This is a genomic window from Dietzia sp. B32 (assembly GCF_024732245.1).
Lineage (GTDB): Bacteria > Actinomycetota > Actinomycetes > Mycobacteriales > Mycobacteriaceae > Dietzia.
Map to the genome: position 1 here is coordinate 3,018,800 of NZ_CP093845.1, position 11,860 is coordinate 3,030,659.

Here is an 11,860-nt window from a genome sequence, read left to right on the forward strand (position 1 = left end):
GAGTCAGGCGTCCACTCTCGGGGCCTCGTCGCGGTGGTCGTACCACTCACCCAGCAGCTCGTTCTGCAGGCCGAACATCTCCCGCTCCTCGGCGGGCTCGGCGTGGTCGTACCCGAGCAGGTGCAGGCACCCGTGGACGGTGAGCAACGCGAGCTCGTGCGCGAGCGGGTGGCCGGAGCTGGCTGCCTGGTCGGCGGCGAAGGCCGGGCACAGCACGATGTCGCCGAGCATCGCCGGGCCGGGCTCGGGCAGGTCGGGCCGCCCACCGGGGGTGAGCTCGTCCATGGGGAAGCTCATGACGTCGGTGGGGCCGGGCAGGTTCATCCACGTCACGTGGAGATCGGCCATCGTGTCCTTGTCGACGAGCGTGATCGACAGCTCGGCGGCGGGGTGGACGTCCATCCGGGCGATGACGAACGCGGCCACGTCGATGAGTTCTGCCTCGTCGACCTCCACGCCCGACTCGTTGGCGACCTCGATGCTCATCGGCGGCGCTGCTCCCTGTTCTTGTGGCTGGCGGGTCGGTCGCCCCGTTCGAGGCGCGCTTCGTGCTTGGCGTAGGCGTCGACGATCCGGCCCACCAGTGCGTGCCGGATGACGTCCTTCGAGGTGAGCTCGGAGAAGTGGATGTCGTCGACGCCGGTGAGGATGTCGCGGACGACCTTCAGCCCCGAGCGCTGGCCGCCGGGGAGGTCGATCTGCGTGATGTCACCGGTCACGACGATCTTCGAGCCGAAGCCGAGGCGGGTGAGGAACATCTTCATCTGTTCGGGCGTGGTGTTCTGCGCCTCGTCGAGGATGATAAACGAGTCGTTGAGGGTCCGCCCGCGCATGTACGCAAGCGGTGCCACCTCGATCACCCCGGCCGCCATGAGCTTGGGGATGGCCTCGGGGTCCATCATGTCGTGCAGCGAGTCGTACAGCGGCCGCAGGTACGGGTCGATCTTCTCGTGCAGGGTGCCGGGCAGGTACCCCAGCCGTTCGCCGGCCTCGACCGCGGGCCGGGTGAGGATGATGCGGCTGACCTCCTTGGCGCGCAGCGCGGCGACGGCCTTGGCCATCGCGAGGTAGGTCTTGCCGGTGCCGGCGGGACCCAGTCCGAACACGATCGTGTGGTCGTCGATCGCGTCGACGTACCGCTTCTGGCCGAGGGTCTTGGGCCGGATCATCCCGCCGCGGCGGGACAGGACGTCGGTGCCGAGCACCTCCTCGGGCGTGAGCGGTCCCGAGTCGGCGAGGATCTCCACGGAACGCCGCACCGAGGCGGGGGTGATCTCCACTCCCCTGCGCGCCTGGCGCAGGAGGTCGGACACGACGCGGGAGGCGCGGTCCACGTCGGGGGGATCACCGGAGATGGTCATGGTGCCGCCCCGCACGTGCAGGTCGGCGTGGAGCAGGTCCTCGAGCGCGCGGAGGTTGGCGTCGGCGGCGCCGAGCACCGCCATCGCCAGGTCGGGGTCCAGCTGGACGGCGGTGCGGGCGGTGGAGTCGCCGGAGTCCCGTCGGATGTCGTTTCCTGCGGTGCTTACGTGGATCACTTCCCGTGTCGTGGTGAGGTTGGGTCGAGTGTAGACCCCGCGGCCGACCATCTCGGAGTGAGAACGCCGAGCGCGGCGAGTGCGACGGTGGCGGCGGTGGAGGTGCGGAGCACCTCCGGGCCCAGGACGACCGGCCGGGCGCCGGCCGCCGTGAGGGCGTCGAGCTCGGCGTCGGAGACCCCGCCCTCGGGTCCGACGACGACGAGGACCCGCGCCGCCGGCGGGCCCGCGGCCACGGCGTCCGCGAAACCGGCGGCGCCGTCCTCGTGCAGGACGAGTACGCGGGCACCCGCGTCGACCTCGGAGGCGACGAGGGCGGCGAGGGCCGTGGAGTCGACGAGGTCGCCGATCTGGGGCTCCCACGCCCGCCGCGACTGCTTGGCGGCGGCGCGGGCGGCGTTGGTCCACTTGGTGCGGCCCTTGTCGACCTTGGGGCCGGTCCAACGGCTCACGCAGCGGTCGGCCTGCCACGGCACGATCCGATCGGCGCCGGCCTCGGTCGCCAACTCGACCGCCAGCTCCGACCGTTCGGACTTGGGCAGGGCCTGGACGACGGTGACCTCCGGGGTCGGGCGGGGCACGTCGACCCGGGAGACGACCTCCGCCTCGACCCTGCCGGGGCTCGTCGTCGTCACCACACAGTCCGCCACCGCACCGCGGCCGTCACCGACCCGGATGGCCTCCCCCACCCGGACCCGCAGCGCGGATCCGGCGTGCCGCCCCTCGGGCCCGTCGAGCACGATCGTCTCACCGACACCGGGGACCGTCCCGGCCCGGAACAACGACGGGGTCACGCCGCCCTCAGTGCCCGGCGACGGCGTCGCGCAGGCGGGAGAACAGGCCACCGCGGCGGGCGGTGTCCTCGTTGACGACCTCGGCGGAGTCCCCGTCGAGGCGGCGCAGCTGCTCGACGAGGTCGCGGCGCTTGCGGTCGAGCTTCTCCGGGACCACGACCTCCATGTGGACGGTGAGGTCACCGGCGCCGCCGCCGCGCACGCGGGGCATCCCGCGCCCGGTCAGCGTGACGGTGTGGCCGGGCTGGGTACCGGCCGGGATGTCGATCGTCAGCGGGTCGCCCACGACGGTCTCGAGCTCGACCTCGCCGCCGAGCATCGCGTCGACCACGGGCACGCGGACGGTGCAGTGCAGGTCCTCGCCGTCTCGGACGAACACCGGGTGGTTGCGCTCGGTGACCTCGATGTACAGGTCGCCGGCGGGACCGCCACCGGGGCCGACCTCGCCCTGCCCGGACAGGCGGATGCGCATGCCGCCGCCGACACCGGCCGGGATCTTGGCCGAGACGGTGCGGCGCTTGCGGACGCGGCCCTGGCCGGTGCACTCGCCGCACGGGTCGGTGATGATCTCCCCGGTTCCGGCGCAGGTGGGGCACGGGCGGCTTGTCATGATGTTGCCGAGCAGCGAACGCTGGACGGACTGGATCTCGCCCTGGCCCTGACACATGCCACAGGTGGCCGGCGGCGCGTCGGTGGCCGAGCCCTTGCCGTGGCACTTCTCGCACAGCACGGCGGTGTCCACCTGGATCTCCTTGGTGACGCCGGTGGCGCACTCGTCCAGTCCCAGGGTCACGCGGATGAGTGCGTCCGAGCCGGGCTGCACGCGGCTGCGGGGACCGCGGCCACCTCCGCCTCCCCCGCCGCCGCCGAAGAACGCCTCGAACACGTCGCCCAGGCCTCCGCTGCCGAAGCCACCACCGAAGCCGCCGCCGTAACCGGCGCCCGGCGAGGAATCCAGCGGGTCCCCGCCCATGTCGACGATCCGGCGCTTCTCGGGATCGGTGAGGACCTCGTAGATCGCGGTGATCTCGGTGAACTTCTCACGCGCCTCGTCCGACGGGTTGACGTCGGGGTGGAGCTCCCGGGCGAGCTTGCGGTAGGCGCGCTTGATCTCGGATTCCGAGGCACCCCTATCGACCCCGAGGGTCCCGTAGTAGTCGCGTGACACGTCTGGCCTTTCGTAGAGAGGAAGATCTGGCTCCGGCAAGGAGCGTACGGGCGTCAGCGCCCGGAGATGAGCTCGCCCACGTAGTGGGCAACAGCGGCGACCGAGGCGATTGTTCCCGGGTAGTCCATCCGTGTGGGCCCGAGCACCCCCATCCCGCCGAATGTCTGGCCCTCCGACCCGTACTGGGAGGAGACCACCGAGGCGCCGCGGATCTCGGCGGCCTGGGTCTCCGCACCGATCTGGACGGTGACGCCACCCGGCCCTCCCCGGCCCACCGAGTGGGCCGCGGTGAGCAGGCGCAGGATGACGACCTGCTCCTCGAGCGCCTCGAGGACCGAGCGCAGGGAACCGTCGAAGTCGGCTGCCGAACGGGTGAGGTTGGCCGTGCCGCCCAGAACGATCCGGTCGTCGGGGTGTTCGACGAGCGTGTCGACCAGGACCGTGACGCAGCGCTCGACCGCGTCGCGGATCTCGGGGCGGGCCCGCTCACCGGTGGCTGCCAGCGCGTCGGAGGCGTCGGGCAGACGCTTGTCGGCGACCGCCTCGGACAGCAGGGTCCGCAGCTGACCGAGGTGATCGTCGGTCAGCGGCGCGGCGAGCTCGACCGTCCGCTGGTCGACGCGACCGGTGTCGGTGATGAGGACGAGCAGCAGCCGGGTGGGGCTCAGACTCACCACCTCGAGGTGGCGCACCGTGGAGCGACCCAGGACCGGGTACTGGACGACGGCGACCTGACGGGTGAGCTGGGACAGCAACCTCGCGGCCCGCCGGAGGACGTCGTCGAGGTCGACGGCGCCCTCGAGGAAGACCTGGATCGCCCTTCGCTGCGCGCGGGACAGCGGGGTGATCTCCTCGATGGAGTCGACGAAGTGCCGGTACCCCTTCTCCGTGGGGACACGGCCGGAACTGGTGTGGGGTTGGACGATGAACCCCTCGGCCTCGAGCACGGCCATGTCGTTGCGGATGGTCGCGCTGGACACACCCAGCGAGTGGCGATCCACGAGGGCCTTGGAGCCCACCGGCTCGTGGGAGGCGATGTAGTCGGACACGATCGCGCGTAGGACATCGGTCCTACGATCGGCCGTACTCGACATGTCCGCTCCTCCCCGCCGTCGTCAGTGACTTTCGATTCTAGGTGAGTTCCCGCCGACCGCGGTTCAGACGAGGACGTCGCGGACCACACCGTCGGCCAACAACCGGCCCGCGTCGGTCAGCGCGTACCCGGGACCCGCGGGATCGCCCGCGGCCCGGCGCCGGAGGAGTCCGGCCGTCACCTGGGTGTCGGCGCGGGACCGCTCGTCGGGGGTGAAGGCGCTGTCGCCGAGCCCCTCGGCGAGGCGCAGTCCGGTCATGATGCGCTCGATGTGTCGGTCCTCGCCGGTGAGGAGTTCTCCGCCGCCCACGGGTAGCCGGCCTGCATCGCACTCGGCGGCGTAGCGGGCGGGGTGTTTGACGTTCCACCACCGCGCGCCGGCCACGTGCGAGTGCGCGCCCGGTCCGATGCCCCACCAGTCACCGCCACGCCAATACCCCATGTTGTGGCGGCAGTACCCGGACTCCGCGGTGGCGAAATTGGAGACCTCGTACCAGTGGAACCCGGCGCGGGCGAGACGCTCCGCGACCTGCTCGTAGCGGTCTGCCAGGACGTCGTCGACCGTTCCCGGCATCTCGCCGCGACGGATCCGGCGGGCCAGCGCGGTGCCGTCCTCCACGATCAGCGAGTAGGCCGAGACGTGGTCCACCCCGGCGTCGACGACGGCGTCGAGTGTCCGTGCCAGATCGTCGTCCGTCTCGCCGGGCGTGCCGTAGATGACGTCGAGGTTCACGTGCTCGAACCCGGCCCGCAGGGCCTCGGCCACCGCTTCCTGCGGACGTCCGGGGGTGTGGGTCCGGTCCAGGATGCGCAGGACGTGCGCCGCGGTCGACTGCATTCCGAGGGAGATGCGGGTGAACCCGCCCTCCCGCAGCCGGGCGAAGAACTCCGGCGAGGTGGACTCCGGATTGCTCTCCGTGGTCACCTCCGCCCCGGGTGCCAGCCCGAAGGTCGAGTCGATGCGCCCGAGCAGCCCCACGAGGACGTCCGCGCCGACCAGCGACGGGGTGCCGCCACCGATGAAGACGGTGTCGACCTGTGGGGGCGTCCCCGTCGCGGCGAGGGCCTGCGCGGCGCGGTCGATCTCGATGGCCGCGGCCCGCTCCCAGTCCACCGGGGAGGTCGCCGAGCCGAGTTCACCGGCGGTGTACGTGTTGAAGTCGCAGTAGCCGCACCGCGTGGAGCAGAACGGTACGTGGAGGTAGATACCGAAGGGGGCCCGCGGATCCCGGGCCGGGGGCGCGCTCGCCAGTGTGGCGGGGTCGTGGGGCGCGGTGGTCACACCTGACCGGTCTGGGTGTCCGATGCGGTCTCATCTCCAGTCGGATCCGGGGTGGGCAGCGTCTCGACGGGCGGGGTCGGCGTCGCCGAGAACTCGTCGTCGCCAAGGACTGTAGCGGCGGGCGCGCTGTAGGTGGGCACCCGGCCGACGTCATCGGGGGTACCCGGTCCCGCCGGCGTGGACCCCGCCGGCGCGGACCCCGTGGGCTTGGAGCCCGAGGGTGTGGAGCCAGTCGGCTTCGCCGCCCGCTTCTTCGCGGCCGCCTTCTTGGCCGGCGCCTTCGTCGCGGCCGCCTTCTTCGCCGGCGCCTTCGTCGCGGTTGTCTTCTTGGCCGGCGACTTCGTCGCGGCCGCCTTCTTGGCCGGCGCCTTCTTCGCGGCCGCCTTCTTCGCCGGAGATTTCTTCGCCGGGGCCGTTGAGCCGGACGTGGCGGCGGCGGGCTGCGGCACGACGCCCGCGACGTCGCCGGCACCGTCCTGCGCGACCACCTCCGTCGAGGTGTTCTCGCGTGTGGCCACCGCCGTGGACTTCGACCCTGACTTCGCGGCATCCTTCGAGGCCTGGCGGGCGGCACTGCGCTGGTCCTTGCGCTGCTGCGCCAACTCCCCCGCCGACTTCCGCGTGGCGGAGGGGATACCGCTCTTCTCCCGCTCCTCCGCCGCGACGACGAACTCCGCCAGCGCGTCCTCGACCGCGTTCGCCAGTGGCCAGGGATCCGGGACGAGGTCCCGGCATCCGATGAACCCGAAGTGCAGGCTGCCGTCCAACGACATCACGGTGCAGTTGAGCCCCGCGCCGTGGAAGACCGGGCCCAGGGGCAGCATCTTCTCGATCTTGGCGCCGAGGAAGTACAGCGGGAAGTTGGGGCCGGGCACGTTCGAGATGACGAGATTGTGCACCACGGGGTGGCGCTCGGAGAGCCGTAGGCGCGAGTACATCCGGACCGCGGAGCCGAACACCGACGGCGCCGCGAACTGCGCCCAGTCGGTGAGGAGGTTGGCGTCCAGTGCGTCGGTGTGGTCCTTGGCGACGGTATTGGCGTCGCGGATGGCCTCGAGCCGACCGACCGGGTCGTCGATGTCGGTGGCCAGCGACATGAACATGCCCGACACGCGGTTCGTACCCGGGCGGGACTCCGCGGCGTGTACGGACATCGGCACCATGGCGATCAACGGTTTACGCGGCAGCGCGTCCTGGTCGTCGAGGTACTTGCGCAGGGCGGTCGAGCAGACGGCGAGCACCACGTCGTTGACCGTGGTTCCGAACGCGTTCTTGACCCGCTTGATGTCCGCCAGGTCCACGCTCGCGTAGGAGATCGACCGGTGCCCGGTGATCGTGCGGTTGAACGGGGTCCGCGGGGCGGTGAACGGCGCGGGCATCGCCAGTCCCTTGCGGGCGCGGTTGATCCAGGACGGCAGCACCCCGACCGTCCCGGGCAACAGCGAGGCCAGCCTCCACGGCGTGGCCAGCCGCGACAACGCACCCCCCACTGCGAGCTCCAGGGCACCGGACCCACCGGCGGTCTCCTCGACCAGTTCCTGGTCGAGCTCCGGCTCGTCCGGGGTGAGGGTGCACAGCTGCGAGAGCATGTTGGCGCCGGTGACGCCGTCGACGGTCGAGTGGTGCATCTTGGCGAAGACCGCGACCCGGCCGTCCGGCAGTCCCTCGATGACGTACATCTGCCACAGCGGCATGGACCGGTCGATCGGCTGGCTGGCCAGATGCGCGCACAGCTCGGCGAGCTCGTGGTCCCCGCCGGGCTCCGGGATGCCGATGCGGTGGAGGTGGTGATCGATATCGAAGTCCTCGGCCTCGACCCACACCGGATGGTCCACGTTGAGAAGCGAGTCGTGCAGCTTGCGCCGGAACGGCGGCATCGCCGTGATCCGGCGATGCAGCTCGGTCCGTAGGGCGTCGTAGGAGTACCCGCCCGCCATCTCGGACACGTCCAGGACGATCAACCCGCACACGTGCAGGAGCTGGGACCTGGTCTCGAAGTAGAGGAAGCTGGCATCGAGCCCACTCAAGCGCTGCATGCCGAGGAGTGTACGTCCGGGGAGCACTCTGCGGAGGTCGTTGCACTTCCGTGGTGACCGCGGAAGAAACAGCCCGGAAAAAGGGGGTCAGAGCACCTCGACGAGGAGCCACGCGATCACGACGAGCGCGATCAGCAGGACCAGGGCGAGTGTCACACGCGACCGGGGCATCAACGGACCTCCTTCCCGGTCTCGGCGGCTCCCGGGGCGACGAGCGCCCGGAACCTGTGGACGAGTATGTCCGCGACCTTCTCGACCGCCACCGCGGCGACGAGGAACAGCGGGATCCCCATCGCCAGCAGGATGACCACCTGCAACGGGAACGGCAGGGTGGCGAGCCACAGCTCGACCCTGTCCCAGAACTGCAGGAACGCCGTCACCTGGGGATCCTACGACCGCCCGGCGGTGGCGGCGCCGCGGCCTCCCACCACCGAGGAGTCGAGCCCGCGACGACGCAGCAGCGCGGCGGAGCTCGGTTCCGCCCCCCGCATCCGACGATAGGCGTCGAGGAAGTCGATGGCCCCTCCCCTGGAGAGCACCTCCCGGCGCATCTGCTCGCCCGAGGACCGCTGCAGTCCCCCGCGTTCGACGAACCACTCGGCTGCGTCGGCGTCCAGCACCTCGGCCCAGAAGTAGGAGTAGTAGGCAGCGGAGTAGCCACCGGCGAAGATGTGCTGGAAGTACCGGGACCGGTAGCGCGGTTCGATGCCCGGCACGTCGAGCCCCGCGTCGGCGAGGACGCGGGCCTCGAACGCGTCGACGTCGGTGACGGCCTCGGCCTCCTCCGGCGACAGCGAGTGCCACGCGAGGTCCAGCAGGGCGGCGGCGAGGTACTCGACGGTGGCCTGGCCCTCACCGAAGCGCTCGGCCTCCCGCATCCGCTCGACGAGGTCCCCGGCGATCGGCTCCCCCGTCTCCACGTGGTGGGCGTAGTGCGCGAGCATCTCCGGTCGACGCGCCCACATCTCGTTGACCTGGGACGGGAACTCGACGAAGTCGCGGGGTACCGACGTGCCGGAGAACACGGGGTACTCCACGTCGGACAACAGCCCGTGCAGGGCGTGGCCGAACTCGTGGAACATCGTGGTGACCTCGTCCATCGTCAGCAGCGTGGGCTGCCCCGCGGCGGGACGGGCCAGGTTCATGACGTTGACGACGACCGGCCGCGAGTCCAGGAGACGGGACTGGTCGCGCAGTGAGCTCATCCACGCCCCGCCGCGCTTGGTCGGGCGGGCGTAGTAGTCCAGCAGCAGGAGGCCGACGCCGGCGTCGCGCTCGGCCCGCTCGTCGTCGAACACCTCGATCACCCGGACGTCCGGAAGGAACCCACTCAGGTCCGGCCGCTCGGAGAAGCGCAGCCCGTACAGCTCGGAGGCCGCGTGCATCACCCCGTCCCGCAGCACCCGCTCCAGCTCGAAGTAGGGACGGACGGTGGCGTCGTCCACCTGGAACCGCTCGGCCCGCAACTGCTCGGACGCCCACGCCCAGTCGGCCGGGTTCAGCTCACGATCGTCGCCGCCGAGCAGATCCTTGGCCTCGTTCCGGGCGTTGGTGACGGCGGCGTCGACCACGTCGAGCAGCAGCCCCCGCGCCGCCTCGGGCGACCCGGCGGTCTCCACCGCGAGGACGTGCTCCGCGTGGCACCCCAGACCGAGCAACCGTGCGCGCTCGGCGCGCAGGCGGACGATCTCCAGCACGATCGGGGTGTTGTCGTGGCCCGGCGTCGCGCCCCGGCCGAGGGAGGCCTCCATGACGCGGTGGCGCAGACCCGCGTGGCCCAGCAGCGCGGTGATCGGCTGCACGGTGGGCAGCCCCAGCGGGATCAGCCAGCCCTCACGCCCCGCCGCGGCGGCGGCCGCGGCGAGCGTGGACCGCATCGACTCCGGCAGACCCGTGAGTTCGGCCTCGTCGGTCACGGGGACGGCCAACTCGGTCGTGGAGGCCAGCAGGTTCTCGCCGAACTCCGTGGTCAGTTCGGCCAGCCGGGTGTCGATCGCGGTGAGCCGGGCGCGCCCGGCATCGTCGAGCGCGGCGCCCGCACGTAGCAGGTCGCGGTGGTGCCGGCGGACGAGTCGCTCCGTCTCGTCGTCGACGGTCAACTCCCCCGCCTCGAGCGCCGCGTGGAGGGCCTCCACGCGGCTGTACAGGACGGGGTTCGTCATCACGGCCGAGTGGTGCGCGGCCAGGAGCGGCGAGACGACCCGGTCGACGTCGAGGCGGGCGGGCGTCGCGTCCGGGCCGAGCAGCCCGTAGAACACCGACAGGACCCGGTTCAGGGCGAGTCCCGAGCGCTCGAGAGCGACCACGGTGTTATCCACCGTCGGCGGCTCCGGGTTGGCGACGATCGCGGCGACCTCGGCCGCGTGGTCGTCGATCGCGGTCCGGATGGCCGGCTCCAGATCCTCGTCCCGGACGGCCGCGAAGTCCGGCAGGCCGTACGGCAACGGCGACTCGTCGAGCAGCGGGTGTGGGGAGGTCTCGGGGCTCGGGAGGGTCATACCGGGAGTCTACGTCCGCTCTCGGAGGCGCCGACGCCCGCCGGTGCGGCCCGACGTCACAGCCACTGTGACGCGGTGTCCCACGCCAGCCGGACCGCCAGGATGCTGATGACCACGAGGAACACGGTCCGGATGAACTCGTTGCCGTGACGCATCGCCATCCGCGCCCCGATGAACCCCCCGGCCAGGTTGGCCACCGCCATGCACCCACCGATGATCCACAACAGCTCGCCGTGGATGCCGAACACCAGGATCGAGGCGATGTTCGTGGTGAGGTTGGCGAGCTTGGCCGCCACGGTGCCCTGGAGGAACCCGAACCCGAGGAACGCGACGATCGCGATGACGAAGAACGACCCCGTTCCCGGGCCCAGCACCCCGTCGTAGAAGCCGATCACCCCGCCGATGAGCGCCGAGCGCCAGGTCCGCGCCCAGCCGGTGTGACGCTCCTCGTGGACCCGCCCCATGGTCGGCTTGACGTAGGTGTAGGCGCCCACCGCCACGACGGCCACCAGGACGATCGGCGTGAGGAGCTCCTTGGGGATGAACCGGGCCACCGAGGACCCGGCCGCGGACCCCGCGAAGGCCGCCACCACCAGCGGGAGCACCATCGCCACCGGCACGCGGATCCTCCGGAGATAGGTCAGCGTCGCGACCAGGGTGCCGGCGACCGAGGAGAGCTTGTTGGTGCCGAGGATCTCCGGGGTCGAGGCGTCGGCCGGCAGCGCGATGACGAGCGCCGGCAACTGGATGAGTCCTCCCCCGCCGACCACCGAGTCCACCCAGCCGGCGACGAACGCCGCCAGGACCAGCGCGGCGAGCACCCACACGGACACACCGACCGCGGGGGACGCGGCGACGGCCGCGAATGACGAAGGCATGGCGATCACTGTGCTGTAATCGGTTTGTGTATATCAACCCTTACGGGGCCGATCCGGTCACCCTGGCCGCCGACCTGGCCAATCGCCGCCCCCGCACCACCCGCGAACTGGTGGATCGCTGCCGTGAGGCGGGGGTGACCATCGATCGGGCCGCCTCGGACGCGGACCTGGCGGAGGTCGGCGACTTCCTCGACGCATGGCTCGTCGTCGTCGACACCCCCGCTCCGCACGGGCGCGCCGACGCCCTCAACGCCCTGCTGGCCGAACACTCGGCGCCGCCGCGTCTCACCGACCACGACGGGCACTGGCACGTGCACTACCGCGCCGACGACGTCTCGTTCGCCCGCCTGCTCACCGCCATGTTCTCGGTGGGCACCGCCCTGCACCTGACCTCGCGGGGGATCGACCGGCTCGCGCGGTGCGCGGCGGACGACTGCGACGCCGTCTTCGCCGACACCACCCGAAACGGGCGCAAGACCTACTGCTCGACGCGGTGCACCAACCGCTGCGCCGTACGCCGGCACCGCGCGCGGACGTGAGCCCCCGCCGCCCGGGCGGATCGCACCCGCGCGG

General features: G+C 71.5%; 10 protein-coding genes and 1 pseudogene. 1 reads left to right on the plus strand and 10 read right to left on the minus strand.

Features of this window, described 5'->3' with window-relative positions:
* Nucleotides 1-3: 3 nt before the first annotated feature.
* The 10 genes and pseudogenes from ybeY to L8M95_RS14335 form a co-directional block, all read right to left on the minus strand.
* A complete protein-coding gene (gene ybeY, locus L8M95_RS14290; RefSeq protein ID WP_260486760.1) occupies nt 4-486 on the minus strand; it encodes an rRNA maturation RNase YbeY in 483 nt (160 codons plus the stop codon).
* On the minus strand, nt 483-1,589 hold the full coding sequence (locus L8M95_RS14295) for a PhoH family protein (protein ID WP_396118937.1): 1,107 nt from the start codon (nt 1,587-1,589) through the stop codon (nt 483-485). Before L8M95_RS14295 ends, ybeY begins: the two co-directional genes overlap by 4 nt.
* Entirely contained in the window at nt 1,535-2,332 is a 798-nt protein-coding gene (locus tag L8M95_RS14300; RefSeq protein WP_260486762.1) for a 16S rRNA (uracil(1498)-N(3))-methyltransferase, read from the minus strand. Before L8M95_RS14300 ends, L8M95_RS14295 begins: the two co-directional genes overlap by 55 nt.
* Nucleotides 2,333-2,339: 7 nt before the next feature.
* Entirely contained in the window at nt 2,340-3,500 is a 1,161-nt protein-coding gene (gene dnaJ / locus L8M95_RS14305; protein ID WP_260486763.1) for a molecular chaperone DnaJ, read from the minus strand.
* Between the two features lie 53 nt (nt 3,501-3,553).
* Entirely contained in the window at nt 3,554-4,594 is a 1,041-nt protein-coding gene (gene hrcA, locus L8M95_RS14310) for a heat-inducible transcriptional repressor HrcA (protein WP_260486764.1), read from the minus strand.
* A 63-nt stretch (nt 4,595-4,657) separates the two neighbouring features.
* A complete protein-coding gene (gene hemW / locus L8M95_RS14315) occupies nt 4,658-5,845 on the minus strand; it encodes a radical SAM family heme chaperone HemW (protein ID WP_260489269.1) in 1,188 nt (395 codons plus the stop codon).
* A gap of 677 nt (nt 5,846-6,522) precedes the next feature.
* Nucleotides 6,523-7,911: pseudogene (locus tag L8M95_RS14320) on the minus strand (wax ester/triacylglycerol synthase family O-acyltransferase); the annotation flags it as partial.
* A gap of 170 nt (nt 7,912-8,081) precedes the next feature.
* On the minus strand, nt 8,082-8,291 hold the full coding sequence (locus L8M95_RS14325; RefSeq protein ID WP_260486765.1) for a hypothetical protein: 210 nt from the start codon (nt 8,289-8,291) through the stop codon (nt 8,082-8,084).
* A gap of 9 nt (nt 8,292-8,300) precedes the next feature.
* Nucleotides 8,301-10,409 carry a M3 family metallopeptidase gene (locus L8M95_RS14330; protein WP_260486766.1) on the minus strand — a complete coding sequence of 703 codons (2,109 nt, stop codon included), beginning with the start codon at nt 10,407-10,409 and terminating at the stop codon, nt 8,301-8,303.
* A 56-nt stretch (nt 10,410-10,465) separates the two neighbouring features.
* Nucleotides 10,466-11,287, minus strand: coding sequence for a TSUP family transporter (locus tag L8M95_RS14335; RefSeq protein WP_260486767.1), 822 nt, complete (start codon nt 11,285-11,287; stop codon nt 10,466-10,468).
* A gap of 26 nt (nt 11,288-11,313) precedes the next feature.
* On the opposite strand from L8M95_RS14335, the gene L8M95_RS14340 reads away from it, so the two are divergent.
* Complete coding sequence (locus tag L8M95_RS14340; protein WP_260486768.1) at nt 11,314-11,826, plus strand: CGNR zinc finger domain-containing protein; 513 nt, start codon at nt 11,314-11,316, stop codon at nt 11,824-11,826.
* Nucleotides 11,827-11,860: the final 34 nt, after the last annotated feature.

Bases quoted from the DNA above. Each gene is read 5' to 3' on its own strand.
- ybeY (WP_260486760.1), bottom strand. From the start codon at position 486: ATGAGCATCGAGGTCGCCAACGAGTCGGGCGTGGAGGTCGACGAGGCA.
- L8M95_RS14295 (WP_396118937.1), bottom strand. From the start codon at position 1,589: ATGGTCGGCCGCGGGGTCTACACTCGACCCAACCTCACCACGACACGG.
- hrcA (WP_260486764.1), bottom strand. From the start codon at position 4,594: ATGTCGAGTACGGCCGATCGTAGGACCGATGTCCTACGCGCGATCGTG.
- L8M95_RS14330 (WP_260486766.1), bottom strand. From the start codon at position 10,409: ATGACCCTCCCGAGCCCCGAGACCTCCCCACACCCGCTGCTCGACGAG.
- L8M95_RS14335 (WP_260486767.1), bottom strand. From the start codon at position 11,287: ATGCCTTCGTCATTCGCGGCCGTCGCCGCGTCCCCCGCGGTCGGTGTG.